Annotated in this window: 23 protein-coding genes; 18 read left to right on the top strand and 5 right to left on the bottom strand. The window is 73.7% G+C overall.

Going from position 1 to position 25032, the window contains the following annotated elements; all coding sequences use genetic code 11:
* Positions 1-73 precede the first annotated feature (73 nt).
* From ACIRG9_RS06795 to ACIRG9_RS06780, 4 genes are all read left to right on the top strand, one after another.
* A complete protein-coding gene (locus ACIRG9_RS06795; RefSeq protein WP_402851249.1) occupies positions 74-1198 on the top strand; it encodes a Vms1/Ankzf1 family peptidyl-tRNA hydrolase in 1125 nt (374 codons plus the stop codon).
* Positions 1191-2957 carry a thiamine pyrophosphate-binding protein gene (locus ACIRG9_RS06790; protein ID WP_402851246.1) on the top strand — a complete coding sequence of 589 codons (1767 nt, stop codon included), beginning with the start codon at positions 1191-1193 and terminating at the stop codon, positions 2955-2957. The genes ACIRG9_RS06795 and ACIRG9_RS06790 overlap by 8 nt, the downstream gene beginning before the upstream one ends.
* Before the next feature lie 426 nt (positions 2958-3383).
* Complete coding sequence (locus ACIRG9_RS06785) at positions 3384-4796, top strand: hypothetical protein (protein ID WP_402851243.1); 1413 nt, start codon at positions 3384-3386, stop codon at positions 4794-4796.
* Positions 4797-5074: 278 nt separating this feature from the next.
* Entirely contained in the window at positions 5075-6208 is a 1134-nt protein-coding gene (locus ACIRG9_RS06780) for a SigB/SigF/SigG family RNA polymerase sigma factor (RefSeq protein ID WP_402851240.1), read from the top strand.
* A gap of 87 nt (positions 6209-6295) precedes the next feature.
* Here the strand turns inward: ACIRG9_RS06780 and ctaD are convergent, their stop codons facing one another.
* The 4 genes from ctaD to ACIRG9_RS06760 all read right to left on the bottom strand — a co-directional run bounded on the left by ctaD (position 6296) and on the right by ACIRG9_RS06760 (position 11328).
* Positions 6296-8302 carry a cytochrome c oxidase subunit I gene (gene ctaD / locus ACIRG9_RS06775; RefSeq protein ID WP_402851238.1) on the bottom strand — a complete coding sequence of 669 codons (2007 nt, stop codon included), beginning with the start codon at positions 8300-8302 and terminating at the stop codon, positions 6296-6298.
* A gap of 131 nt (positions 8303-8433) precedes the next feature.
* A complete protein-coding gene (locus ACIRG9_RS06770; RefSeq protein ID WP_402851236.1) occupies positions 8434-8898 on the bottom strand; it encodes a DUF4383 domain-containing protein in 465 nt (154 codons plus the stop codon).
* A gap of 185 nt (positions 8899-9083) precedes the next feature.
* Positions 9084-10238, bottom strand: coding sequence for a glycosyltransferase (locus tag ACIRG9_RS06765; protein WP_402851234.1), 1155 nt, complete (start codon positions 10236-10238; stop codon positions 9084-9086).
* A 109-nt stretch (positions 10239-10347) separates the two neighbouring features.
* Positions 10348-11328 (bottom strand): glucosyl-3-phosphoglycerate synthase, encoded by a 981-nt coding sequence (locus tag ACIRG9_RS06760; protein WP_402851898.1) that lies wholly within the window; start codon positions 11326-11328, stop codon positions 10348-10350.
* Positions 11329-11556: 228 nt separating this feature from the next.
* Between ACIRG9_RS06760 and ACIRG9_RS06755 the strand changes: the two genes are divergently transcribed.
* The 5 genes from ACIRG9_RS06755 (at position 11557) to ACIRG9_RS06735 (ending at position 17678) form a co-directional block, all read left to right on the top strand.
* Positions 11557-12603, top strand: coding sequence for a Gfo/Idh/MocA family protein (locus ACIRG9_RS06755; RefSeq protein ID WP_402851231.1), 1047 nt, complete (start codon positions 11557-11559; stop codon positions 12601-12603).
* Positions 12596-13684: a zinc-binding alcohol dehydrogenase gene (locus ACIRG9_RS06750; RefSeq protein ID WP_402851228.1), complete on the top strand. Its 1089-nt coding sequence runs from the start codon at positions 12596-12598 to the stop codon at positions 13682-13684. Before ACIRG9_RS06755 ends, ACIRG9_RS06750 begins: the two co-directional genes overlap by 8 nt.
* 139 nt (positions 13685-13823) lie before the next feature.
* Complete coding sequence (gene secA2 / locus ACIRG9_RS06745; RefSeq protein ID WP_402851225.1) at positions 13824-16118, top strand: accessory Sec system translocase SecA2; 2295 nt, start codon at positions 13824-13826, stop codon at positions 16116-16118.
* 200 nt (positions 16119-16318) lie between these two features.
* Positions 16319-17059, top strand: coding sequence for a GAF and ANTAR domain-containing protein (locus tag ACIRG9_RS06740; protein WP_402851222.1), 741 nt, complete (start codon positions 16319-16321; stop codon positions 17057-17059).
* Positions 17060-17135: 76 nt separating this feature from the next.
* The gene (locus ACIRG9_RS06735) at positions 17136-17678 is read left to right on the top strand and encodes a DUF2231 domain-containing protein (RefSeq protein ID WP_402851219.1); all 543 of its coding nucleotides are present in this window, start codon (positions 17136-17138) and stop codon (positions 17676-17678) included.
* A 76-nt stretch (positions 17679-17754) separates the two neighbouring features.
* Here ACIRG9_RS06735 and ACIRG9_RS06730 read toward each other — a convergent pair whose 3' ends face one another.
* Positions 17755-18678 carry a DUF3500 domain-containing protein gene (locus tag ACIRG9_RS06730; RefSeq protein ID WP_402851895.1) on the bottom strand — a complete coding sequence of 308 codons (924 nt, stop codon included), beginning with the start codon at positions 18676-18678 and terminating at the stop codon, positions 17755-17757.
* Positions 18679-18785: 107 nt separating this feature from the next.
* Here ACIRG9_RS06730 and ACIRG9_RS06725 point away from each other — a divergent pair, with 107 nt between their 5' ends.
* From ACIRG9_RS06725 to ACIRG9_RS06685, 9 genes are all read left to right on the top strand, one after another.
* Entirely contained in the window at positions 18786-19163 is a 378-nt protein-coding gene (locus ACIRG9_RS06725) for a signal peptidase I (protein ID WP_402851216.1), read from the top strand.
* Between the two features lie 170 nt (positions 19164-19333).
* Complete coding sequence (locus ACIRG9_RS06720) at positions 19334-19786, top strand: cysteine dioxygenase (protein WP_402851213.1); 453 nt, start codon at positions 19334-19336, stop codon at positions 19784-19786.
* Between the two features lie 50 nt (positions 19787-19836).
* Positions 19837-20328: a rhodanese-like domain-containing protein gene (locus ACIRG9_RS06715; RefSeq protein ID WP_402851211.1), complete on the top strand. Its 492-nt coding sequence runs from the start codon at positions 19837-19839 to the stop codon at positions 20326-20328.
* Positions 20329-20395: 67 nt separating this feature from the next.
* Positions 20396-20953 (top strand): winged helix-turn-helix domain-containing protein, encoded by a 558-nt coding sequence (locus ACIRG9_RS06710; RefSeq protein ID WP_402851892.1) that lies wholly within the window; start codon positions 20396-20398, stop codon positions 20951-20953.
* 292 nt (positions 20954-21245) lie between these two features.
* On the top strand, positions 21246-21848 hold the full coding sequence (locus ACIRG9_RS06705) for a winged helix-turn-helix domain-containing protein (RefSeq protein ID WP_402851209.1): 603 nt from the start codon (positions 21246-21248) through the stop codon (positions 21846-21848).
* A gap of 119 nt (positions 21849-21967) precedes the next feature.
* Positions 21968-22597, top strand: coding sequence for a uridine kinase (locus ACIRG9_RS06700; protein ID WP_402851207.1), 630 nt, complete (start codon positions 21968-21970; stop codon positions 22595-22597).
* 255 nt (positions 22598-22852) lie between these two features.
* Positions 22853-23251: a TraR/DksA family transcriptional regulator gene (locus ACIRG9_RS06695; RefSeq protein ID WP_402851204.1), complete on the top strand. Its 399-nt coding sequence runs from the start codon at positions 22853-22855 to the stop codon at positions 23249-23251.
* Between the two features lie 46 nt (positions 23252-23297).
* Positions 23298-24170 carry a DUF72 domain-containing protein gene (locus tag ACIRG9_RS06690; RefSeq protein ID WP_402851202.1) on the top strand — a complete coding sequence of 291 codons (873 nt, stop codon included), beginning with the start codon at positions 23298-23300 and terminating at the stop codon, positions 24168-24170.
* 293 nt (positions 24171-24463) lie between these two features.
* Positions 24464-24892, top strand: coding sequence for a DUF2267 domain-containing protein (locus ACIRG9_RS06685; RefSeq protein WP_402851199.1), 429 nt, complete (start codon positions 24464-24466; stop codon positions 24890-24892).
* The last annotated feature ends 140 nt before the right edge of the window (positions 24893-25032 follow it).

Here is a 25032-nt window from a genome sequence, read left to right as displayed (position 1 = left end):
ACGTGCCCGGCCGCTCAGGTGACATCCCCGGTGGCGCGGGTATGCGTGCGGCCGAGCTGGAAAGGGGTCGAGCATGCAGCTGTCCTTCCTGCGTCCGCTCTACGAGCGTCCGGGGCCGTGGTGCTCGGTGTACCTGGACGCCTCGCGGGACACCCACGACTCCCGTCCCGCGGTCGACCTGCGCTGGCGGGCCCTGAAGGGGCAACTGCTGGAGCAGGGCGCCGACCCGGTGACCGTCGACGCGGTCGAGGAGGTCGTCCGGCGGCACGACCCGATGCCCGGTGACTACGGCGTGGCCGTATTCGCCACCCGGGGCCGGGTGGTGCTCACCGAGTACCTGTCCGCGCCGCCACTGCGGGACCTGGCCACCTGGGCCCTGGTGCCGCACACCATGCCGCTGGTCGCACAGCGGGGCGAACAGGTCGCCTGGGTCCGGGTGCTGGCCGACCGCACGGGGGCGGACGCCGTGGCGATCAGCGCCGGCGGGGTGCCCCGGCGGGCACAGATCAAGGGGCGGGAGAGCTGGCAGCTGCGCCGGGTGAAACCGGGTGGCTGGTCGCAGTCCCGCTACCAGCGTGCCGCGATGGAGGCCTGGCACCACAACGCCGGCGACGCCGCCGCGGCCACCGCCGAGCTGGCCGACCGGGTCGGCGCGGACGTGGTGGTGGTGGCCGGGGACATCCGGGCCACCGGCATGGTCGCCGCCCAGTTGCCGGAGCGCTGGCAGGACGTCCTGGTGCGCACCGACGCCGGCGCGCGTACCGGCGGCGCCGACCCCGCCGCCATGGACGACCTCACGGTGCAGACCATCGCCGAGGTTGCCGACCGGCGGATATCAGCCGCGCTGGACCGGTTCGGCATGCAGGAGGACGTCGGGGCGGGCCTGGACGCGGTGGTCGCTGCCCTGCAACGCAACCAGGTGGACACGATGCTGATCGTGGACGACCCCTCCGCCGACGGCCAGCTCTGGATCGGCCCCGAGCCGACCGAGATCGCCACCGACCCGCGGCAGCTGGAGGCGATGTCAGTGTCCGATCCGCAGCGGGTCCGCGCCGACGCCGCCCTGCTGCGCGCGCTGGTCGGCACCGACGCGGAACTCACCGTGCTCGCGCCGGAGGAGGCGCCCGAACTCACCGACGGGGTCGGTGCGGTGCTGCGTTACGTCGACGCGAGCACCCCCGGGCGGGGCAATGGCTGACCGTACGGTCGCGGAACTGGTCGTCGAGCGGCTGCGCGCCTGGCACGTACCCCGGGTCTTCGGCTGTCCGGGCGCGGCGATCGCCCCCGTGGTGGCCGCGCTGGACGCCGCCGGCGGTGACCCCGAACTCATCCCGGTCCGGCACGACGAGAGCGCGGCGTTCATGGCCACCGGCCACGCCAAGTTCACCGGTGAGATCGGGGTCTGCCTGGCCACCCAGGGCCCGGGGGCGGTCCACCTGCTCGACGGCCTGTACGACGCCAAGCTGGACAGCAAGCCGGTGGTGGCGATCGTCGGCGAGGACGTCACCGGCCCGCTCGGCGGGGCGTACGAGGAGATCGGGCTGAGCCGGCTCTTCGGCGACGTCTGCAACCAGTTCGTCCGGTACGGCCGGCTGCCCGGACAGGTGCCGGCCCTGTTGGACCAGGCGTTCCGCACCGCCACCGCGACCCGGAGCCCGACCTGTGTGGTGCTGCCGCACGCGCTGCAGGTGGCCACCGTGGCGGACCTGCCGCCGCAGGCCGCCGGCGTGGTCTCGGCCGTCCCCGGCGAGCCGCTGGCCCGCGTGCTGCCGCGCGACGCCGACCTGGACGCCGCCGCCTCCCTGCTCACCGCCGGCCGGCGGGTGGCGATCCTGGTCGGCCAGGGCGCGCAGGACGCGGCCGGCGAGATCGTCGAGCTGGCCGACCGGCTGGGCGCGGGCGTGGCCGCCTCGCTGCTCGGCAAGCCCGTGCTCGACGAGCGGCTGCCGTTTCACACCGGCGTGCTCGGCGAGGTCGGCACCACCGCCGCCGCCCAGCTGATGGGCGGCTGCGACACCCTGCTGCTGGTCGGCACGAACGACCCGTGGACCGACTGGTTCCCGCTGCCCGGCCAGGTACGGACCGTCCAGGTCGACATCGACGGCCGGCGGATCGGCACCCGCTACCCGGTCGACGTCCCGCTGGTCGGCGACGCCGCCGAGACCCTGCGGGCGCTGCTGGCCCGGGTGCCGGCCCGGCCCAACCAGCGGTGGCGGGGCGTCGTGGAGAGCGCGGTGGACCGGTGGCGGCAGGCCGCCGCAGAGCGGGCCGCCGCACCGGCCGAGCCGATCAACCCGCAGTTCGTGCTCGAGGAGCTGTCCGCCCGGGTGCCGCACCGGGGATCCGTCGCCGTCGACGTCGGCTCGGTCATCTACTGGTACGCCCGGCACCTGGAGCTGCCTCCGGGGGTCCGGGCCCGGCTCTGCGGCACGCTCGGCTCGATGGGCTGCGCCCTGCCGTACGCGGTGGCCGCCAAACTGGCTCGACCCGACGAGCCGGTGCTCGCGCTGCTCGGCGACGGGGCGATGCAGTTCAATGGCCTGGCCGAGCTGATCACCGTGGCGTACCACTGGCGACGATGGCCGGATCCCCGGCTGGTCGTGCTGGTGCTCAACAATCGGGACCACTCCGGTGCGCGCGGTGACGGGCGGGGACCCTCCGGTGCCCTCGGCGACCGCCGGCCCGACGTGCCGTACGCGGGCTGGGCCCGGCTGCTCGGCCTGCACGGCGTCCGGGTGGACCGCCCCGAGCTGGTCGGCCCCGCCTGGGACGAGGTCCTCGCCGCGGACCGGCCCAGCGTGCTGGAGGCCGTGGTCGACCCGGCGGTGCCGCTCGATCCGCCGGAGCCGGCCCTGGCCGACCTGCGCGACCTCGTCGCCGACGGGGGCGCCGCGCGCCGCGTCCGGGATCGGATGCTGGACACCGGGATCACGGTGGAGGCGGGGGATCTCGGGTAGCGGGGCCGCTGTCCCGCTCCACACGACCACGCCAGGTGCGGCATGTGGGGGTACCCGGCCCCCGGAACACCGCGACTGCCCTGTCCCGCGTCGCCCCCACGGGGTCGACCGGCCGCCTGTGCCGCATGCCGGCTTGCGCCGACGACCCCGGCCCGTCGCCGACTCGTCCCGCTTCGGCCCCGTGGCCGGACCCGTCCGCTGCCCGGCGGCCTGCCGTCCCGGTACGGCCGGAACCCGTCCCGCACTCCGGTTCCCGCCCTGGTCGGCGGGCCGAGGTGCCCTTGACGCGCCTGGGTGCGGTGCGTCGCTCGGACCCTGCCGCCGCAGACCCGAGGATTGGTCCGGCCCGTGGGGTGATGCCCGTTTAGGCCCCATAGGGACGGGAAGTCGGGCCGCGTGGTGAGCGAACGAGGCAAGGTGGGGCCGGTGCGGAAGGTGTCCGTGGGACGGGCGGCCGACGGCGCCGGCCTGGCCGGCGACCGGGTGGTGGCGACGGGCAGCGCGGCCCGCGTCCTGGTGGCGGCGACGGTACGGGCGCTGCGCGGCGACGACTGCGCCGACCTCGGCCACACGAACCCGCTGTCCCGGTTCACCGGCGCCCCCGAGCCGGTGCGGCGGGCCGCCGCGGCCCGGGCCGCCGGTCGGGTTGCATTGACCCCGGAGCAGATCACCGACGTGGACGCCGAACAGGTGGCGGGCTGGATCGTCGACCAGTACCCGGCCCGCCGTTGGCCCGGGGTGGTGGTCGGCTCGCCGCATGGCGCGGCGGCGCACCTGGCCGTGGCGCTGGGCGTGCCCTGGCTGCCCGCCGCGTTCGAGATGCTGGTGCACTGGACCCGCGGCGCGGTCGACCACCCCCGGGCCGCCCTCGACCACGGTGCCGCCCTCGCCGGCCGGCTGCTCGCCGGCAACCGCGCCGTGCACGTCCGGCAGGTGCACTGCCCGGCGAGCCGGGGCGCGTCGGTCGGCGCCACGGTCGCCCTCGCCGTACGGTGGTGTGCGCTGCCCGGGGCGTACGCCCGGTTCCTGGCCGAACACCTGGCCCCCGGCGCGCCGGTGCTGCTGCTGCACGACGCCCGCACCTGGCCGGTGCTGGACGAGGGACGGGGGCACAGCTTCCAGCTCGGCTCCCCGGCCAGCGGTCTCGATCCGGTCGACTTCCACCCCGACGCGCCCGCGCTGCGCCAGCTGCTCCGCTCCGTCGGTGTCGACGGGACGCGCTGGGAGGCACCGGACGTCTCCTGCCCGGCCGCGAACGCGGAGAACGGGGTGGAACCCGGTTTCGAACACAGCGCCCGGTACTGGACCGGTCGGCACGGACACCCGCTGCACCGGGTGCTCGTCCCGCAGCCCGACGCGCTGAGCGCCGCCACCGCCGACCTGTACCGGCACTGGCTGCGCCGGGCCGGCAAGACCGGCGACCGCCTGGTGGTCGAGTGCGGCCGGCTGCTGGACCCGTGGCAGGTGGTCCGGGCCGGGCTGGTGCCGTACTGGTGCGAGAACGCGACCCGGCGCCGGGTGGAGGGGGCGGAGTGGTGGCTCGCCGGCAGCGAGCCGTTCAGCTCGGTGGACGTGCTGCCGGAGCCGCCAGGCGTCCGGTCACCCGCGCTGGCGGGCCTGCCGCAGTGGCTCGCCGTGGCCGGCTTCGGGCTGCGCCGCCGGGCGCTGGACCGGGGGGTTGCGCGCGGCTATCCGGTCGCCTCGGTGCCCACCCGCCGGGCCACGGAGGTGCTGCGCAACCAGCCGTACGACCTGCCCGTTCCGCCGCCGTTGCGGATGGACGAGGCCCTCGCGGCGCTCCGGGACGCGGGTGCCCACCAGGGGCTGCTGGTCTCCTGACCGGACCGGGCACGGCCGCGTCGACCCGCCGCTGCGGCCGGTCCGCGGGCCCCGCCACCAACCCCGGCGAAACATCCTCGCGATCCTGCGGTCCGTGATTGAGTACCTACGGAGCGGGAACACCGCTCGCTGCGAAGACGGCCCACGACGCCGTGCGGCGGGCTGTCGCCGTTCCTGGCGTTCCGTCACGTAACCCACTTCCGGCCCAGTGCGTGGCCCGACCACGCGCACGACCGGTCTTCCCGATCCGGGCGGGGGACCTTCTGAGGGAGGCGCGGATGTTCGGACAGACCACCACACCCACACCACCACCCACCGAACGGGGCCTGGAGGACCTCGACGCGGCGGCGCTGGCGTACGCGGCACGGATCGAGGGGCTGCCACCCGAGCGGCGACAGGAGGCCCGCGACGATCTCGTCCGCTTCGCGCTGCCCTTCGCCGGCCGGCTCGCCCGCCGCTACCGGGGCCGCGGGGAGCCGCTGGAGGACCTGGAGCAGGTGGCCCGCCTCGGCCTGGTCAACGCCGTCGACCGGTACGACCCGGAACGGGGTTCGTTCACCGCGTACGCGGCGATCACCATCGTCGGGGAGATCAAACGGCACTTCCGGGACCGCACCTGGGGCGTGCACGTGCCGCGCCGACTGCGCGACCTGATCCTGGAGGTGGGGCAGGCGACCGCGGCGCTGACCAGCGAGCTGTCCCGGGCGCCCTCGGTCGCCGAACTGGCCGAACGGTTGGAGACGCCGGAGGAGGAGATCCTCGCCGCGCTGGAGTCGGCGGCCGGCTACAGCCCGGCCTCGCTCAACGCGCCGGTCGGCGGGGAGAGTTCCGCCGAGTTCGGTGACCTGGTCGGCGAGTCGGACAACGCCCTGGAGTCGGTCGACGACCGGGTCACCGTCAGCGGCCTGCTGCACCGGCTGCCCTGGCGGGAGCGGCGGATCCTGGCCATGCGCTTCTACGGCAACCAGACCCAGGCGGAGATCGCGGCCCGGTTCGGCATCTCCCAGATGCACGTCTCCCGGCTGCTGTCGCGGGCGTTGACCTGGCTACGGCAGGCGATGCTCGCCGACGCCGCGCCGCCCTGGCAGAACGGCGCGGCCGAGGCCGAGCCGGTGAAGGCGAAGATCTCGGTCCGGCAGAACGGCGACCGGGTGGTCGTCGAGGTCGGCGGGGAGGTCGACCGGGACGGCGCCGACCAGCTCCGCAGGGCGATGCTGGAGGCGGTGACCGGGCAGCCCCGCGAGGTGGTCGTGGATCTGGTCGGTGCGGGCGGCTTCGACGCCGGCGGGATCGCCGCGCTGATGGCCGGCCGGGACGCCGCCGCCCGTACCGGGGTGCCGCTGCGGCTGACCCGGGTGCAGCCGGCGGTCCGCCGTTCGCTCGCCGCGGCCGGCCTGCCGGCCGCCGACTGACTGACTGACAACGCTCTCCGCGTCCGATGTGGCCGACGGGCCGGCGCTCCCACGGCGCCGGCCCGTCCGCCCCGTGTGTCCTCCCGATCAGTTCTCCGTGGTGTCCCCGGGGCCGCGCGGGTGCCGCCACCGGTCGTCCCGTTCCGGTTCCGCCCGCTCCGCCCCCAGGACCGTGTCCTCGGGCTCGTCGGTCTCCTCGAAGCTGGGGCGGATGATCTCCTCCGGCTCGGGCACGACGACCGGCCGGGCGCCGGAAGCCGGCGCGGGCTGGTACTCGACGGCCTCGCGGGCGCCGTGCGCGCCCTCGACGGCCGGTGACTCCGGTGCCCGTGGCACGTGGTGCAACTCCTCCGCGAAGTGCTGGGGCGGCCTGGTGGTGCGCTGCGGCAGGTCGGCGCCGAGGTCGGCGACGAGGGGGCCGTACTTGGCGTCGAACGCCGGCCGCTCGGAGCGGATCCGGGGCATCCGGTCGAAGTTGCGCAGCGGGGGCGGGCAGGTGGTCGCCCACTCCAGCGAGTTGCCGAAGCCCCAGGGGTCGTCCACCGTCACCTTCGCTCCGTACCGCCACGACTTCCAGACGTTGTACATGAAGAACAGCGTGGAGAGGCCGAGCACGAACGAACCGATCGAGGAGATCGTGTTCAGGGTGGTGAAGCCGTCGCTGGGCAGGTAGTCGGAGTAGCGGCGGGGCATACCTTCGTTGCCCAGCCAGTGCTGCACGAGGAAGGTCGTGTGGAAGCCGAGGAACATTGTCCAGAAGTGCATCTTGCCCAGCCGCTCGTCGAGCAGCCGCCCCGTCATCTTGGGGAACCAGAAGTAGATGCCGCCGAAGAACGCGAAGACGACGGTGCCGAAGAGGACGTAGTGGAAGTGGGCGACCACGAAGTAGGTGTCGGTCACGTGGAAGTCCACCGGCGGGCTGGCCAGCAGTACGCCGGTGAGGCCGCCGAACAGGAAGGTGACCAGGAAGCCGACGGCGAAGAGCATCGGCGTCTCGAAGCTGATCTGCCCCTTCCACATGGTGCCGATCCAGTTGAAGAACTTCACCCCGGTCGGCACCGCGATGAGGAAGCTGAGGATGCTGAAGAACGGCAGCAGCACCTGCCCGGTGCCGAACATGTGGTGCGCCCACACGCTCAGCGACAGCACGGTGATGCTGATGGTGGCGAGCACCAGACCGGTGTAGCCGAAGATCGGTTTGCGGGAGAAGACCGGAATGATCTCGGTGATGATCCCGAAGAACGGGATCGCGATGATGTAGACCTCGGGATGGCCGAAGAACCAGAACAGGTGCTGGTAGAGCATGGGCCCGCCGGTGGTCGCGTCGTAGACGTGGGAACCGATCAGCCGGTCCGCGGCGAGCGCCAGCAGCGCGGCCGCCAGCAGCGGGAACACGAGGAGGATCAGGACGCTGGTGAGCAGGATGTTCCAGGTGAAGATCGGCATCCGGAACATGGTCATCCCGGGCGCGCGCATGGTGACGATGGTGGTGACCAGGTTGACCGCGGTGAGGATGGTGCCCAGACCGCTGATGACCAGTCCGACCACCACCATGTTGGGCCCGACCCCGGGCGAGTGTTGGACGCTGCTCAACGGCGGGTATGCGAACCATCCGAAGTCGGCTGACCCGCCCGGGGTGAGGAAGCTGCCGTACAGCATCAGGCCGCCGAAGAGGAACAGCCAGTAGCCGAACGCGTTCAGTCGGGGGAACGAGACGTCCGGGGCGCCGATCTGGATCGGGACGAGGAAGTTCGCCATCCCCAACGCCGCGGGCGTCGCGAAGAGCAGCAGCATCGCGAAACCGTGGGTGGTGAAGAGTTGGTTGTACTGCTCCGGGGAGAGGAACTGCAGCCCCGGGCGGGCCAGCTCCCCACGAATCAGCATCGCCTCGATCCCGGCGATCAGGAAAAAGCCGAAGGACGTGGACAGATACATCAGGCCGATCAGCTTGTGGTCCGTGGTGCGCAGCAGGCGCCACATGGAGTTGCCAGGGATCGCCAGCCGGACCGGACCGGGAAAACCGCCGAACTCGGCCGGCGCGAGGACCGCCGGACCCCGGTCTCGCGCCGACTCCGTGACTACCGGATTGGGCATAGCTCTCACCCCGTCGTATGACAGAAAGGGACGGGCACGCCTACCCGGCCCTCTGCCCATGAAACCAGGCGAGAGCGGTAATTTCGGTCACTTCGCCGGTAGTATCGCCCGGACGATCTTGCCGGCGCCCGTCAGCGGCGGACCGGATCCCGGACGGTGAGCAGCCCGAGCGCGATCATCCCGACGCCGAGCCCGAAGTGCAGCCAGCTGTCGGCGAGGTTGACCGGGATGAAGTTCGCCGCGGTGCCCCGGTTGATCACCAGACCGTAGAGCCAGAGCAGGACATAGATCGCCCCGCCGCCGACCAGGAAGGCGCGGGCGCCAGGGACCGTGCGGGACATCGCCAGGCCGGCGACGCCGGAGGCGAGGTGCAGGAGGTTGTGCAGCACGGAGACCTGGAACGTGCCGAACAGCTTCGCGCCCGACTCGTGCCCGGCCCAGTAGAGCTCGTGGAAATTGCTGGTGATCCCCGGGATGAAGCCGAGCACGCCGATGATCAGTAAGAGCACGCCGACGGACGCGGAGGCCTGGCGGGCCGGCGCCCGGCCGTCGGCCGGATTGCGCCGCCCGCGCGAGTGCGCCATCGCGTTCGTCATACCGGCCTCCTCAGCCAGGGGACCGGGCGACTTACCCGCCGGCACCGGCGACAAACGGTGCAGCCGGCCGGCGACGCGGACCACCGCTCGGCCGCGGGTGGGTCCGGCTCGGCCGGGGGACACGGCTCGGCCGGGCGGATCGAGGGCGGGCCGGCCCGGTCACGGCCAGCCGGACCGGAGCGGCCTCAGGCCGGCAGCAGCGGTCGCCGGGCGAGCCGCCGGACCTGTTCGTACAGTCCCACGTACTTCTCGGCCATCACGGCCGGGGTGAACCGGGCGGCGGCCTCGCGCCGGCACTCGTCCGGGTCGAGCAGGCCGGCGGCCAGCACCAGGTCGCCCAGTTCCTCCTCGTCGGTGGTGAGCAGGCCGGTGCGGCCCGGCTCGATCAGCTCCGGCAGGCAGCCGCGGGCCACGGCCACGACCGGGGTGCCGAGGGCGAGGGCCTCGACCACCGCCGTGCCGCCCGGCTCCTCCCAGCGCAGCGGGAAGAGGGCGGCACGCGCCCCGGCCAGCAGGTCGTCCCGTTCCCGGCCGGCGACGGTGCCGACCCACCGGACCAGGTCGCCGTCGAGGTACGGGGCGACGTGGTCGTGGAAGAATCGCACGTCCGGATTCTGCCGGGCCTCGTCGCCCGCCGCGGCCAGGTCCGCCGGCCGGTGGTACGGGCCGACCGGGCCGGCGAGCACCAGCGGGAAGCCGACCCGCCGCGCCAGCCGGGCCCCCAGATCCTGCCCCTTGCCCGGGTTGATCCGGCCCAGGATGACCGTGTGGTCGCCCTTCTCCACCGCGGGCCGGCGGTCGGCGTCGACCGCGAGCGGCGTGGACAGGTGCACGTGCCCGACCGAGTGTTTCCGCAGGGCGCGGGGCGCTCGGGCCAGCTGCGAGGCGGAGACGCCGTTGACCCGTACCCGGTCCCCGCCGTCGAGGTTGCCGTACAGCTCCGGGTGCTTGGCGAGGTCCCAGTGCAGGGTGTGCAGCACCGGCGGGCCGTCCGGTCCCATCGCGGCCATGGTGGCCAGCCCGACCGCCTCCACGTGGTCGTGCACCAGGTCGATGTCGTCGCGGGTGCGCAACGCCCGCACCACCCCGTTGAGGTGCGCCTGGGACACCCCGCAGACCTGGTTGTACGGCCGTTGCAGGGCGTGGAACTGGCCGTCCGGGAAGACCCAGATCTTCTCGTCGACCGGCAGCGTGCTGGCCTCCACCGAGGCGAGCACCACCCGTAGGCCGAGTCTGCGCAGCTCCGGCACCAGGGTGGCGACCACGTTCTCGATGCCGCCGTAGCCGGGTGGCGGCACGGACAACCAGGGACCCGCGTTCATCAGCACGGTGAGGCTCATGGCCGGCTCCTTCCCTCGGCGGCACCCCCGTCGGCCCCCCGCACCCCAGCGACCGGCCCGGCGGGGCGGGCGTTCCCCCGTCGTGGCGCCGGTCGGCCCACCGCCCGGGTCACACCGCGACCCGGCGCCGGGGCAACCGGTGCCGCAACTGCGCCAGCGGCGGGCGTTCCTCGACGGAGACGTCGCTGACCACGATCTCCCGGTCCAGGTTGGGCAGCGCGTTCGAGCCGCCGCGCCGGAACTGGGTCAGCAGGGCCGCCGGTGCCGCGCCCGGGCTCGCCGAGCCCCGCCGCTGCAACCGGGCCCAGGCGGTGAGCAGGATCTGGGCGGACATCCGGCCCAGGGCGGCGGTGTCCTGGTGGCGGTGCTTGCGCTCGCCCAGGTCCACCTGGGCGAGGGCGTCCAGCCCGACCAGCTCCAGCAGGTCGATGAGCATGGCCGTCTCGACGCCGTACCCGGAGACGAACGGCACCTGCTCCAGCACCTCGCGGCGGCCGGCGTACTCACCGGCGAGGGGCTGCACGAAGCCGGCCAGCTCCGGCCAGAAGAGGTTGAGCAGCGGACGGGCCGTCAACTCGGTCACCCGTCCGCCGCCGTCGGGCTCCACGCTGGTCAGCCCCACCAGCGGCCGGTGATAGAAGCCCTTGACGAAGTCGACCGACGGGTCGGTCAGCAGCGGGCCGAGCAACCCGGTGACGAAGTGCGGCCGGAACTCGCGCAGGTCGGCGTCGACGAAGGCGACGACGTCGCCCTCGGCCGCCGCCAGCCCGGCCCAGAGCGCGTCGCCCTTGCCGGTCAGCCGGGGCAGCCCGCGGGTCATCACGTCCTGGCTGACCACCTCTGCGCCGGCCGCCCGGGCCACCTGGGCGGTCCGGTCGGTCGAGCGGGAGTCCACCACGAGCAACTCGTCGACCAGCGGCACCCGGTCCATCAGGTGCTCCCGGATCGTCGACACGATCGCCCCGACGGTGGCCTCCTCGTTGCGCGCCGGCAGCACCACGCTGACCCGGCTGTCGCCCTTGGCCCGCAGCAGCCGCCGTACCGGCCAGTCCTCGGCCGACGTGGTGCGGTACGTGGCCCATGCCTCCACCACCGGTGAGACGATCGTTGCTGAATCCCGCACTGGCACACCCCCAGGTCATGGTGGAAACGCGGGGCGAGGTTTTCCCGCAGATCAACCCGCGCTAACCGGATCATGCCTAACAGCCTGATGAGGACCCGCACGCCCACGGGTTCCCGGCCGATGAACGTTTGATTGCGCGCCCACCCGGGGAGAGCTGACGGCGTCTTCGGGTGACGGCGGCGAGAGGACGAGGGTATGCGCACGTGCCGGGTGGGGCTGGTGGGAGCCGGCGGGGTGGCGCAGCGCCACGCGCGGGTGCTGACCGGCTTCGAGGACGTGGAACTGCTCGGGGTGACCGATGTCGCCGCGGACGCGGCCCGGGAGCTGGCCGAGGCGTACGGCGCCCGGTCCTTCGTCGACGCGGCGGACCTGCTCGCCGCCGGACCGGACGCGGTGTACGTGTGCGTACCGCCGTTCGCGCACGGGCCGGTGGAGGAACTGGTGATCGAGGCCGGGGTGCCGATGTTCGTCGAGAAGCCGGTGGCGGCGGACCTGGAGACCGCCGAGCGGATCGCCGCGCTGGTCGAACGGCGGGGGCTGCTCACCGCCGTCGGCCACCACTGGCGCTACCTGCACGCCGTCGGGCAGGCCCGGGAGCTGCTGGCCGACCGCCCGGTGCGGATGGTCGGCGGGGCCTGGCTGGACAGGGTGCCGCCGGTGCCCTGGTGGGCCCGGTGCGACCGCTCCGGCGGCCCGGTCGTCGAGCAGGCCGCGCACGTGCTGGACCTGATCCGGCTGCTGGCCGGCGAGGTGACGGAGGTGACCGCGTACGGCGACGGCAGCCCGCCACCGGTGGCGGACGCCGACATCGACTCGGTCACCGCGGCGACCCTGCGCTTCGCGTCCGGTGCCGTCGGCACCCTCGCCGCGGCCTGCGTGCTCAGCTGGAAGCACCGGGCCGGCGTGGAGGTCCTCGCCGACGGGCTGGCGCTGTCGCTGGCCGAGGACGGGCTGCTGATCCGTGACGCCGACGGCGAGCGGCGGTTGCCCGCCGACCCGGACGGCGCCCGGGTGGCGGTCGACCGGGCCTTCGTCGACGCGGTCCGGGGGGCCGGCGACGACGTCCGGGTCCCGTACGCCGAGGCGCTGCGTACCCAGCGGCTCGCCGTCGCGGTGGCCGAGTCGGCGCGGACCGGACGGGCCGTGGCGCTGCCCACCGGGCCGGCGGCGCGACTCACCGCGCCGGTGGCCGACGCCGCACCGGCCGAGGTGACCCTGCCGGGGGTGACCATCGATGCGTGACCGGGTGGTGGTGGTCACCGGGCCGGGTACTGTCGAGCTGGTCGAGCAGGAGGCGGCCGAACTGCGCGAGGGCACCTTCCGGGTGGCGACCCTGTTCAGCGGCGTCTCCGCCGGCACCGAGCTGAGTTACGTCAAGGGCACCAATCCCTACCTCAACGTCACCTGGAACGCCGACCTCGGGCTGTTCCAGCCGGGCTCGGCCAGCGCCCCGTACCCGGTGACCCGGCTCGGCTACATGCAGGTCGGCCGGGTGGTGGAGAGCCGTACCCCGGCGGTCGCGGTGGGCGCGGTGGGCGCGATGACCTACGGCCACCGCAGCGGGCACGTGGCCGACCCGCTCACCGAGCGCTTCGTCCCGCTCCCGGACGACCTCGACCCGCTGCTCGGCGTCCACGTCGCGCACCTGGGCCCGATCTGCGCCAACGGGCTGCTGCACGCCGCCGCCGACCTGTGCGGCGCCGACGTACGCTCGCTCGGCGACGGCGTGCGCGGCCGGCGGGTGGCGGTGGTCGGCAGTGGGGTGGTCGGCCTGCTCACCGCGCTCTTCGCCCGGCGGCACGGCGCCGCCTCGGTGGTGGTGCTCGACCCCACCCCGGCCCGGCGCCAGGTGGCCGAGGCGCTCGGCCTGGAGACCCTGGACCCGGCGGCGGACGACCCGGCGGTGGTGCTGAAGACCCGGTGGCACCACGCCGCCAGCGACCGGGGTGCCGACGTGGTCTTCCAGTGCCGGGGCCAGCCGTGGGCGCTGCGGCTCGCGCTGCGTCTGCTGCGCCCCCAGGGCACCGTGATCGATCTGGCCTTCTATCAGTCCGGGGCGGACGAGGTCCGGTTCGGGGAGGAGTTCCACCACAACGGGCTGTCGCTGCGCTGCGCCCAGATCGGGCGGGTGCCGCGCGGGCTCGCCCACGCCTGGGACCGCGAGCGGCTCTCCGCGGAGACCGTCGAGCTGCTGCGGCAGTACGGTGACCTGGTGCGGAAGCGGCTCGTCTCGGCGGTGCTGCCGCTGGCGGAGGCGCCGGCGCTCCTGACCGACCTGGCGCAACGCCGCAGGCAGGAGCTCCAGGTGGTCTTCACCGGCTGATCTCTGCCGGCCCGCCTCGCACCAGGCATCCGTCCAGACCGCCCCTGACCTGTGGAAACGGACACGGACTCGGACACCTGGCAACGCCGCGCCCGGGTGGGGGTCACAATCGGCTGCGGTTCGCGTACCGTTGCCGCTCATGGGTGTGTCGCAACGGTTCAAGAGCAGGTTCCGGCGGTTCCTCCAGCGCCCGGGGACGACGGTCGACCTGGCCCCGCTGGAGAAGCTGCTGCCGGCCGTCGAGGCCCGCGAGGCGGAGCTGGAGAAGCTCACCGACGCCGAGCTGACCGAGGCCGCCGGGCAGGCCGACGGATACGAGGAGATCTGCGCGATCGGCCGTGAGGCGGCCCGCCGTGGCCTCGACCAGCGGCCGTACGACGTCCAGCTGCTCGGCGCGATGGCGCTGCTCTCCGGCAAGGTCGCCGAGATGGCCACCGGTGAGGGCAAGACACTCACCGCGACCATCGCCGCGTACGGGCACGTGCGGCTGGGTAACGGCCCGGTCCACGTGCTCACCGTCAACGACTACCTGGCCCGCCGCGACGCCGAGTGGATGGGGCCGGTCTACACCCTGCTCGGGCTCACCGTCGGCTGGGTCAACGAGGCCTCCACCCCGGAGGAGCGGCGTGCCGCGTACACCTGCGACGTCACCTACGTCTCGGTCAGCGAGGCCGGCTTCGACTTCCTCCGCGACCAGCTCGCCACCGACCTCGCCGACCGGGTCCAGCCGGCGCTGGCCACCGCCATCGTCGACGAGGCCGACTCGATCCTCATCGACGAGGCCCGGGTGCCGATGGTGCTCGCCGGCGCGGTCCCGGGCGAGCAGGACCCGGTGCACGCGGCCGCGGCGCTGGTCCGTGGCCTGCGCAAGGGCAAGCACTACACGATCGCCGAGGACGGCCGCAGCGTCGCCTTCACCTCGGCCGGCCTGGCCACCGTCGAGGCCAAGCTCGGCGACATCGACCTGTACGACGAGGAGCACGTCGGGCAGCTCTCCGCGGTCAACGTGGCGCTGCACGCGCACGCCCTGCTGCACCGGGACGTCGACTACATCGTCCGGGACAAGTCGGTCGAGCTGATCGACGAGATGCGTGGCCGGGTGGCCCAGCGCCGCCGCTGGCCGGACGGGCTGCAGGCGGCGGTCGAGGCGAAGGAGGGCCTGGACGCCAGCGCCGAGGGCGAGGTGCTGGGCACCGTCGCCGTGCAGGCGTTCGTCGCGCTCTACCCGAAGGTCTGCGGGATGACCGCGACCGCGGTGCTCGTCGGCGACCAGCTCCGTGAGTTCTTCGGCCTCGAGGTGGCGGTGATCCCGCCGAACACGCCGTGCGTGCGCGAGGACGAGCCGGACCGGATCTACGCCACCCGCGCCGAGAAGGAGGAGGCGCTGATCGACGAGATCAGGCGCTGCCACGAGGCGGGTCGTCCGGTGCTGGTCGGCACCCTGGACGTGAAGGAGTCGGAAGGGCTCGCCGTCGGGCTGCGCGCGGCCGGCGTGGAGTGCGTGGTCCTCAACGCCAAGAACGACGACGAGGAGGCGGCGATCATCGCCGAGGCCGGCGCGTACGGCGCGGTGACCGTCTCCACCCAGATGGCTGGCCGGGGTGTCGACATCCGCCTCGGCGGCAGCGACCAGTCCGACCGGGACCGGGTGGCCGACCTCGATGGCCTCTACGTGATCGGCAGCGGCCGGCACGACAGCCGCCGGGTCGACGACCAGCTCCGCGGCCGGGCCGGCCGGCAGGGCGACCCGGGCGGGTCGGTCTTCTTCGTCAGCCTGGAGGACGACCTGGTCGTCCGGCACGCCGGCGACACCGTCCCGGCGTCGCCGAGGATGAACGCCGACGGCCTGGTCACCGACCCGCAGGTCGACTACGCGGTGGAGCACGCCCAGCGGGTCGCCGAGGGCGTCAACCACGAGATCCACCGCAACACCTGGCGGTACAGCGTGGTGATCGAGCAGCAGCGCAAGGCCCTCGCCGAGCGCCGGGAGCGGCTGCTGACCAGCGACATCGCCGCGCTGATGCTGCTGGAGCGGGTGCCGGAGAAGGCCGGCGAGATGGACGAGGACCTGTTGGCCGACGTGGCCCGCAAGATCGCCCTCTACCACCTGGACCGGCTCTGGGCCGAGCACCTGGCCGAGCTCTCCGAGGTGCGCGAGGGCGTGCACCTGCGGGCGCTGGGCCGGCTCGACCCGCTGGACGAGTTCCACCGCAGCGCCGTACCGGCGTTCAACGCGCTCGTTCCGGAGATCGAGACGCGGACCATCGCCACCTTCGAGGAGACGGAGTTCGACGACGGCTGGGAGCCGGACGCCGCGAAGCTGGTCCGGCCGAGCGCCACCTGGACGTACCTGGTGCACGACAACCCGTTCGGTTCGGAGCTGGACCGGCTGATCGCCTCGGTGGGCCGGCGGCTGATCTCCGGGTCGCGCTGACCTCGGCGAAGGGGTCCCGTCCGGCGGGTGTCACCGCCGGGCGGGACCCCTTTGTGCTGTTTCGAACCCCGTCTGCGAGGGTAGTAGGCCGGGGCTTTCGGGGCAGGCCGGGGCCTTCGAGTCAGGGAGAGACAGCGGATGGCACAGGCAACGGCGCCGGACCGGGACGTCGCGCGGGCGGGGGTGGCGGGGGCGGCTCGGTGAACCTGGACACGCGGGAGCCCATGTTCGACACACTCGGGGCGCTGGAGACCGCCGCGCTGCTGCGCGAGCTGACCGCCGGCCTCATCGCGGTCGCCGACTTCGACGACGCGCTGGCCCGGCTGGTCCGCATCGCCCGGGACGCCGTACCCGGGATCGACTGCTGCGGGTTCACCACTCTGCGGGCGGGCGAGCCCGCCGGGGTGGCCGCCTCGGACGCCGGCCGGGCTGAGCTGAACGACCTCCGGCACGGCCCGGAGACGCCGGCGATGACCGCGATCCGCCGTCGCGAGATGATCATCGCGCCCGATCTCGGCCGGGAGGCACGCTGGGCGGCCTGGACCGGTCGGGCCCGCGGCCTCGGCGTACGCGGGGTGATCTCCGCGCCGGTCGACGTGGACGAGCAGGTGATCGGCGCGATCAACCTGTACGCCGAGTCGGCCGGTGCGCTCACCACTGGGCACCAGCTCGTCGCGATGCTGTTCGCCGAGCACGCCGGGCTGCTCCTCGCCGCCGTCCGGGACCGGGAGCGGCAGGCCGCCCGGGCCGATCAGCTCGACTCGGCGCTGCTGGAGGAGGGCGTCGTCGGGCAGGCCGTCGGTGTGATCATGACGCAGCGCGGCTGTCCGGCGCCCGAGGCCCTGGCCGTGCTCCGCACCGCCGCCTCCTCGTTGGACATTCCGCTGCGCGAGGTGGCCGAGCGGCTGGTCCGCACCGTCTCCCGGCCCCGGGACAACTGAGCGACACTCGTTTCGCCCCGGTGGTCCTCGGGTAGCACCCTGGACTGGTGGACAGCACCGACCCGGGGAGGGACCGATGGAGAGCCGACTGCGGGTGCAGGGGCACCCCATCCAACCGATGCTGGTGACGTTCCCGTTCGGACTCTTCGTCAGCGCCGCCGTCTTCGACCTGGCCGACGTCACCGGCGGCCCCGCGTTCCTCGGCGAGGTGGGCTACTGGACGGCCGTCGCCGCCCTGGTCGCCGCCGCGCTTGCCACCGTCGCCGGGATGGTCGACCTGTGGGACGCGCGGGCCGACCGGGCCCTGCGTACCGCGGTCGCCTGCCACCTGGCCAACGCCGCGATGGCGGCGCTGTTCCTGCTCACCTGCCTGATCCGGGCGCAGGCGCCGCAGCGTGGCGCGACCGGCGTCGCGTTGGCCGCCGAACTGTTCGCGCTGGCCGCCGGGTCGGTCGGCGTGTGGCTCGGCGCCCGGCTGATGCACCAGTTCGATCGCGGCCGGCCCGCCGAGTCGAGCGGCCTGGAGACGCTCGGCGAACCTCCCGTCTCCACTGTGGTGCTGGCCGAGGTGACCAGCCCGCCGCCGCTGCCCCCCTCACCCCGGGCCGGTAGGCGTTGATCAAGGAGTTTGCGTCGGAGTCGATCTCCAGCCAGACGCAAACTCCTTGATCAACCAGGGCGGGGGTGTGGGTGGGTTAGTGGTGGGTGGTGTGGTGGGCGGCCAGGAGGTCGGTGCCGAAGTCGCTGGAGGGGCGGCGCAGCACGGTGTGCGCGTGGTTGCCGTCGTCGGTGGTGTTGTCGTACTCGATCAGCAGGTCGTCGCCCTGGATCCGGTAGTAGTGCCGCTGCCCGGGGTGGGGCGGTCCGGCCCAGGCGAAGTGCAGCTCCCCGCCGGCCAGCCGGCCAGCCTCGTGCGCCGCCAGCTCGGGCGGGAGCCGGTCCAGGTAGAGCGCGACGAGCTGGTCGAGCAGCGCCCGCCCGCTCGGGGTGAGCCGGTCCCGGGGTACGCCGAGCGGGTCGAGCCGGCCGGGGGCGGCGGGCCGGGTGGCGCTGATGATGTCGTCCGGCGCCTCCTCGGCGATGATCGCGGCGGCCCGACCGGCCGGGCCGAGCACGTCGAGCAGCTCCCGGGCCAGGTCCTCCTCGGGGCCGAGCGGCCGGGAGACCGGCCGGCCGGCGTGCCGGACGGTGGCCGGGTTGGCGCCGAGGAAGAGCGGGGCGGGGGAGACCTGGTCGTCGACCACGGTCATGTTCACCGACAGATGGTGCCCCTCGATCCGCCATCCCCACCGGTCGTCGCGGGCCGGGTCGCCGAAGACGGCCACCCAGTAGTCGCCGCTGTGCCGGCCGCGCCGCCAGCCCTCGGCCCGGTCGAGCACCTCCTCCAGCGCGACGACCGCCATCGCCTGGGCGTACGCGGCCGGGCTGAGCGCGGTCGCGAGCAGCCGGTGGGCGGCCTTACGGGCGGTGACGTCCAGGTCGGCGAGGCTCACTCCGGGCCGGGGTCGGGGCCGGTACTCCAGCCACCGGCGGGCCGCATCGTCGTCGAAGTCGTGCCGGGCCCGCTGCCGGGCCGGCTCGTCGAGCGCCGTCAGCAGCGCGCCGGCCGCGGTGCGCATCTGCTCGGGTACGGGATCTTCCACCGCCCCTGTATACGCCAGGCCGGCGCGTTCCGCGGGTTTGCCCCTGATAGCTTGCCGAGCCGGTGCGGAAGGGATGGTCGGGGATGGACGATCGGGTGTACGTCGGCAACGCGGCCGTGGACGGTGTGACCGACGCGGGCTGGCTGCTGGGCCACTTCAAGCCGCCCGGCGACGTCCGGCGCAGCACGGAGGTCGAGGTGAAGTGGGGTGTGCACCCCGCTGGGGAGGCCCGTTCGGCATGGGCGACGGGTGAGCGGCGTACCGCCCTGCTGGTGCTGGTCGGCGGCGCGTTCCGGATCGAGCTGCCGGACCGCACGGTGGTGCTGCGCGACCCGGGTGACTACGTGGTGTGGGGCCGGGGCGTGGACCACTCCTGGTACGCCGAGCGGGATTCGGTGGTGCTCACCGTGCGCTGGCCGTCGGTGCCCGGCTACCGGGTGGAGCCGCCGGTCCGGCGCTGAGCGGGGCACGACGCGCACGGCCGTCCCAGCATCCGGTATTACCTACTAACCCTATAGGGTTTACCTCCTATAGTGGGGGCACGTCCGCTCCGTTTTTCCGCCTGCCCTGCTCCGCAGGAGTTCCGTTTCCTCCCCGGCCTGAAGGCCGGGGTATCCACGGAAGGAATCTGATGACCCGCACCGACCCTTCCGACCTGCTCGCCGTGGCCGCCCGCTGGGCCGACCCGGCCGGCTGGCCGGTCCGGCTCCGCTTCGACCCGACCGAGCGGTGGTACGCGCGCCTGGCCGCCGGAGACGGGCCCGAGGTGTGGGCGCTGAGCTGGCTGCCCGGGCAGGGCACCGATCTGCACGACCACGGCGGATCCTCGGGCGCCTTCCGGGTCGTCGTCGGCACCCTCACCGAGGAGACGGTCCGCGACGGCCGGCTGCGTCCCCACCGGCTCGACGCCGGTGCCGGCCGGCGCTTCGGGGCCCGCCACGTGCACGTCGTCACCAATCGCGGGGACCGGCCCGCGGTCAGCGTGCACGTCTACCGGCCCGCGCTGCGCCACATGACCCGCTACCGGCTCGTCGCCGGGCAGCTCGTGGTGGCCGACGTGGCCAGGGCCGGCGTCGCCTGGTGAGCCGCCCCGCATCCGCATCCCTGATCCCCGTCGCACGGAAGGACCCGAGCATGCCGCAGACCCCGACCCCGACCGAGCGCTGTCCGGTCCCGCCGCCCGGCTCGCGGGGGATCGACGAGATCCTCGCCGCCGCCCGCGCCCGGCTGCGCCGCCTCGACCCCGAGCAGGCGCACGTCGCGTACCGGCGCGGGGCGCTGCTGGTCGACATCCGCCCGGCCGGCCAGCGAGCCGCGTACGGCACCGTCCCGGGTGCCCTCGCTGTGGAGCGCAACGTCCTGGAGTGGCGCTTCGATCCGCGCTGTCCGGCCCGGCTGCCCCAGGCCGTCGACTACGACGTACCGGTGGTGATTCTCTGCCAGGAGGGCTACACGTCCTCGCTGGCCGCCGCCGCGCTGCTGGACCTCGGCCTGCGCCGGGCCACCGACGTGGTCGGCGGGTTCGCCGCCTGGTGCATCGCCGGACTGCCCACCCTCGGTCCCACCCCGTCGCTCCGACCCTCGTCCGTCGCGCCCCCGGTCACCGCCGGCCGGGCGCCCCGCTGACCGCCTCGCCACACTCGGCGGGGCGGGCGCGACCGCAAGCCCAGGAGGATCAATGTCCGTCGTCGCCATGTCCGCCCGCCCGTACCGGACCGGGTCGCCCCGCCCCCGTACCGCGCCGACCCTGACCATCACCGTCGACCTGGCCGCCGCCGCGTCGACGCCCGCGCTGGCCCGCCTGGTCGCCGTGCTCGACGAACTCGCCGCGACCGGGGAGGGGGCACCGCAGCCGGCGGAGCACGACGCCGGCCGTGCCGTGATCGAACTGCGGCGCTCGGCCCCGCCGGCCCTGCCGCAGCCCGCGCCGGCCGAGGCGGAGGAGCCCGACACGGTACGCATCCTGGCCGGCACCCGGGTGGTCCGCCAGGACGGCCGGCGGATCCCGCTGACCCGCATCGAGTACGACCTGCTGCTCTTCCTCGCCGAACACCCCCGACGGGTGTTCACCAGGTTGCAGCTGCTCACCAACGTCTGGGGATACGAACACGCGGTGGCGCGCACCGTGGACGTCCACGTTCGCCGGTTGCGGGCCAAGCTCGGCACCGACGCGCCGCTGGTGACCACCGTCTACGGGGTCGGCTACCGGCTCGCCGACGAGGCGCGGATCCTGGTCGACCGCGAGCCGTGAGCGCACGAATCCCGCGCGCGGCGTGCCCGGCCGACGGGCGCGCCGCGCTCACGTTTGCGGTGCCCCACCAGCCATACTGAATCGGGCAGGGACCCCCCTTAACGGGTCATCTCGTCGCTCTGCTGTAATCATCAGGCCTCGTACGCAGAGCGAGCATCCGGCTCCGATGTGTTCGTCAATTGTCACAATCACGCAACGTAGCCGCCCCTTGACCCTCATGAGGACGCCGGGAAGCATCGATGAAGCGGCGTCCCGGGCCGTGGGGACAAACCTGGACCAGCCAAGGAGGACCATGTCGGTCAGCCCCGCCTCGTCGCGCGCCGGATGGCATACGTCCCAACCCTCGGTTCCCGGTCGTCCCCCCGGCGGCCAGCGTCGCCCGGCCAACACCACGACGCCGGTGCTCACCGTCACCCTCAACATCCCGCTGTCCGCTGAGGAGTCGCTGACCCCGGCCGCCCAACAGCTGCTGGAGGCCGCCCGCGAGCTGCTGGAACGAGGCGACGCCGTGATCACCGGCGGCCCGGCGGAGCGTCGGCCCGATCCGGTGCCGGCCGGCCGGTCCCCGGCCCGGTCCCACACCCCGACCATCCCGGCCCTGCACATCCTGGCCGCGTCCCGGTCCGTGCTGCGCGACGGCGAGCCGCTGCCGCTGACCCGGCTGGAGTTCGACCTGCTGCTGCACCTGGTCGCCCACCCCCGTCGGGTGTTCACCCGGTTGCAGTTGCTCAACGCCGTCTGGGGCTACGAGCACGCCGGTGTGCGCACCGTCGACGTGCACGTGCGCCGGCTGCGCGGCAAGGTCGGGGTGGACGTGCCCCTGGTCACCACCGTCTACGGCGTCGGCTACCGGCTCGCCGACGACGCCCGCGTCACCATCGACCGCGCCGGCTGACCCGGTCCGAACGCCCCCGACACATCCGTCTGAGCGCCCCGACACATCCGTCCGGGAGGAGTCCGACCGTCCGGCCGATCGGCGTGGTCAGCACCGCGGCCGCCGGGCACCATGGTCGGATGCGCGTCCGTCCGATCTCCCCCGAGCGACTCGTCAGCGAGCTGGCCGACCGGCTCGCCGACACCGCCGTACCCGGCCGGCTGCGGGTGGCGGTCGACGGTCCGCCGGCCGCCGATCCGGACGCCCTCGCCGCCGCCCTGGTCGATCCGCTGCGCGCCGCGGGGCGTCCGGTGCTGCACGTACGGGCCGCCGACTTCCTCCGGCCCGCCTCGGTCCGCCTCGAACACGGCCGGACCAATCCCGACGCATACTACGAGGGGTGGCTCGACGAGGCCGGGCTGCGCCGGGAGGTGCTCGACCCGGCCGGCCCCGACGGTTCGGGGCGGTTGCTGCCCTCGCTCTGGGACGCCGGCGCAGACCGGGCCAGCCGGGCCGCGCACGTCGAACTGCCGCCCGGCGGGGTGGTGCTGGTCAGCGGGTCGCTGCTGCTCGGCGGCGGGCTGCCCTTCGACCGCACCGTGCACGTGGAGCTGAGCCCGGCGGCGCTGGACCGGCGGACCGACCCCGGGCTGCGCTGGACCCTGCCCGCCTTCGCCCGGTACGCCGACGAGGTGGTCCCCGCCTCCTTCGCCGACGTGGTGGTCCGGGCCGACGACCCGCGGCACCCGGCCGTGGTCGAGGCCGCCTGATCCGACCCGGACAACTCGCCGTGCCGGGTCGGGTACGGGCGACCGGCCCGACGCCGGCACATCCGGGACGCTCCGGCCGGCGCAAGCGGACACGAACCCCGGCGAAGAACCCAGAAGTCCCCGGTTTGATCCGCGGCGGAGGTGGGTATTCGCCCGGCTCACAGCGCACGGGTGAACGCCCGTGCGTCAATCGGAGCACATCCGGGGCGCTCGCCGCCCCGGATCGGCGTGAGTCGCCAGGAAAGGCAGGCAGCGATGCTCGTCCACGACACGACAGCCACGGGCCGCTCCCAGGCGGAGGTCGACCAGATCCGGCAGTCCCTCCAGTCGCGATACGACGAGCTGACCGCGGAGTACGAACAGGCCGTGCTGCAGAGCCAGGTGCTCCGGCTGGTCGAGATAGGTGACACCGCCGGCGACGACCAGGCCGACAGCGGCACCAAGACCGCCGAGCGGGACACCGCCCAGTCCCTGCTGCGCAGCATCCTGGATCGGCGCGCCCAGTTCGAGCACGCGCTCACCCGCCTCGACGAGGGCACCTACGGCTTCTGCGAGGGCTGCTCCGCGCCGATCCCGGTGGAGCGGTTGGAGATCTTCCCCTCCGCCACGTCCTGTGTGACCTGTAAGCAGAACCGGGAGCGGCGGGCGGCCTGAGCGCTTCCCGGTCGCCGGTCGGTCCCGTACCCGGTGGGCTCGCCTGATGGGTGAGATCAAGGTGGGCACCGCGTCGTGGACCGACCGGACCCTGCTCGACTCCGGCTGGTACCCGGCGACCGCCGACAATCCGGAGCGACGGCTGGACTACTACGCCCGGCAGTTCCCGCTGGTCGAGGTGGACGCCACCTACTACTCGCCGCCCGCCGAGCGGACGGCCCGGCTGTGGGTGGCGCGCACCCCGCCCGGCTTCACCTTCAACGTCAAGGCGTTCAGTCTGCTCACCGGCCACCCGACCCGGGTCGGCGCGCTCTACCAGGACCTGCGCCCGGCGACGGAGAAGAAGAACCTCTACCCGGACGACCTGCCGCCGCAGGCGTACGAGGAGGTCTGGGCCCGGTTCCTGTCCGCCCTCGACCCGCTGGTCGAGGCGGGCCGGCTCGGGGCGCTGCTGTTCCAGTTCCCGCCCTGGTTCACCCTCAGGCGGGACAACAAGCAGTACCTGCTCGAGGTGGCGCGACGGTGTGCCCCGCTGCGCCCGGCCTTCGAGTTCCGGCACGCCTCCTGGTTCGCCGGCGACAACGCCGACGAGACGCTGGGATTCCTGCGCGAGCACGAGCTGACCTACGTCTGCGTCGACATGCCGCAGGGGCACCGCTCGTCCGTGCCGCCTGTGCTGGCGGCCACCGCCGAGCTGGCCGTGGTCCGCTTCCACGGCCACAGCGACAGGTGGACCAGCAAGGACATCCACGAGAAGTTCGGCTACGACTACGCCGACCGGGAGCTGCGGGACTGGGCGCCGAAACTGCGCGAGCTGGCCGGCGCGGCCGGGCAGACCCACGTGCTCATGAACAACTGTTACCGGGACTACGCCCAGCGCAACGGCCAGCGCTTGCAGGCGCTGCTCGGCGCCGACTGACGGGCGGATTCACCCCGCCGGGGTGAGGCCGGCTCACCCGCTTCCCGGCCAGCCTGGACGGTGTGTGCGGTCCGTCGAGGACCGCGCGGCCGACAGGAGGTGGGCCATGACGGTGCGAGTCGTAGCGGATCGACGCCGCGGCGGGGTGCTGCACGTGGTCGGAAGATCCGAGCCGCCCCGGCGAGGCACACGGCCCGGTCGGTTCAGCCCGACCCGGCTGTGGCGGGGGCCCAGCGGGCCGCCGCGACGCACCGACGACCGACGCTGGGAAACCGACGCACGGGGGTGGGCAGATGGCTGAGCAGCTGATTTCCGCGTTCGAGTCCTCGCTGGACAAGACGAACGTGATCCTCAAGGAGATCGAGCAGGCGTACGGCTGGCAGAAGGACCAGCGCAACCAGTCCTACGCGGCGCTGCGTACGGTGCTACACCTGCTGCGGGACCGGATGCCGGTGCCGGAGAGCACCGAGTTCGCCCAGCAGTTGCCGGTGCTGCTGCGCGGCATCTACTTCGAGGGCTGGCAACCGGAGAACGTGCCGATCAAGTTGAACCGCGACGACTTCCTGTATGAGGTCCGCCAGGGCTTCCCGTACGACGTAGAGGGCGGCCCGCAGCGGGTGGTGCAGGTCGTGCTCGACACCCTGCGCCGGCACGTCACCCAGGGCGAGTGGCAGGACGTGAAGTCGAACATGCCACAGGACCTCGGCCAGATGATTCCGTGACCGGCACCGTCCCGGCCCGCTTCGCCGTACCGGTGGGGCGGGCCGTCGGCGTACCGGAGCGGCGACGCGCTCCACGGGGGTGACCGGCCGCGATGCCCGGCGAATCATCCGTTTCGCCCGACCCTGCCGTCTACCGTGTG

The organism is Micromonospora sp. NPDC093277, assembly GCF_044765245.1.
Taxonomy (GTDB): Bacteria; Actinomycetota; Actinomycetes; order Mycobacteriales; family Micromonosporaceae; genus Micromonospora.
Note: the sequence above shows the minus strand (reverse complement) of the source record. Positions and strands in the feature narration are given on the sequence as shown.

Excerpts from the sequence above, each read along its gene's own strand:
- ACIRG9_RS06725 (WP_402851216.1), top strand. The coding sequence starts at position 18,786 with ATGGACGATCGGGTGTACGTCGGCAACGCGGCCGTGGACGGTGTGACC.
- ctaD (WP_402851238.1), bottom strand. The coding sequence starts at position 8,302 with ATGCCCAATCCGGTAGTCACGGAGTCGGCGCGAGACCGGGGTCCGGCG.
- ACIRG9_RS06730 (WP_402851895.1), bottom strand. The coding sequence starts at position 18,678 with ATGCGCACCGCGGCCGGCGCGCTGCTGACGGCGCTCGACGAGCCGGCC.
- ACIRG9_RS06715 (WP_402851211.1), top strand. The coding sequence starts at position 19,837 with ATGCCGCAGACCCCGACCCCGACCGAGCGCTGTCCGGTCCCGCCGCCC.
- ACIRG9_RS06685 (WP_402851199.1), top strand. The coding sequence starts at position 24,464 with ATGGCTGAGCAGCTGATTTCCGCGTTCGAGTCCTCGCTGGACAAGACG.
- ACIRG9_RS06710 (WP_402851892.1), top strand. The coding sequence starts at position 20,396 with ATGTCCGCCCGCCCGTACCGGACCGGGTCGCCCCGCCCCCGTACCGCG.
- secA2 (WP_402851225.1), top strand. The coding sequence starts at position 13,824 with ATGGGTGTGTCGCAACGGTTCAAGAGCAGGTTCCGGCGGTTCCTCCAG.
- ACIRG9_RS06790 (WP_402851246.1), top strand. The coding sequence starts at position 1,191 with ATGGCTGACCGTACGGTCGCGGAACTGGTCGTCGAGCGGCTGCGCGCC.
- ACIRG9_RS06765 (WP_402851234.1), bottom strand. The coding sequence starts at position 10,238 with ATGAGCCTCACCGTGCTGATGAACGCGGGTCCCTGGTTGTCCGTGCCG.
- ACIRG9_RS06690 (WP_402851202.1), top strand. The coding sequence starts at position 23,298 with ATGGGTGAGATCAAGGTGGGCACCGCGTCGTGGACCGACCGGACCCTG.
- ACIRG9_RS06720 (WP_402851213.1), top strand. The coding sequence starts at position 19,334 with ATGACCCGCACCGACCCTTCCGACCTGCTCGCCGTGGCCGCCCGCTGG.
- ACIRG9_RS06750 (WP_402851228.1), top strand. The coding sequence starts at position 12,596 with ATGCGTGACCGGGTGGTGGTGGTCACCGGGCCGGGTACTGTCGAGCTG.
- ACIRG9_RS06780 (WP_402851240.1), top strand. The coding sequence starts at position 5,075 with ATGTTCGGACAGACCACCACACCCACACCACCACCCACCGAACGGGGC.
- ACIRG9_RS06795 (WP_402851249.1), top strand. The coding sequence starts at position 74 with ATGCAGCTGTCCTTCCTGCGTCCGCTCTACGAGCGTCCGGGGCCGTGG.
- ACIRG9_RS06770 (WP_402851236.1), bottom strand. The coding sequence starts at position 8,898 with ATGACGAACGCGATGGCGCACTCGCGCGGGCGGCGCAATCCGGCCGAC.
- ACIRG9_RS06705 (WP_402851209.1), top strand. The coding sequence starts at position 21,246 with ATGTCGGTCAGCCCCGCCTCGTCGCGCGCCGGATGGCATACGTCCCAA.
- ACIRG9_RS06700 (WP_402851207.1), top strand. The coding sequence starts at position 21,968 with ATGCGCGTCCGTCCGATCTCCCCCGAGCGACTCGTCAGCGAGCTGGCC.
- ACIRG9_RS06695 (WP_402851204.1), top strand. The coding sequence starts at position 22,853 with ATGCTCGTCCACGACACGACAGCCACGGGCCGCTCCCAGGCGGAGGTC.
- ACIRG9_RS06735 (WP_402851219.1), top strand. The coding sequence starts at position 17,136 with ATGGAGAGCCGACTGCGGGTGCAGGGGCACCCCATCCAACCGATGCTG.
- ACIRG9_RS06755 (WP_402851231.1), top strand. The coding sequence starts at position 11,557 with ATGCGCACGTGCCGGGTGGGGCTGGTGGGAGCCGGCGGGGTGGCGCAG.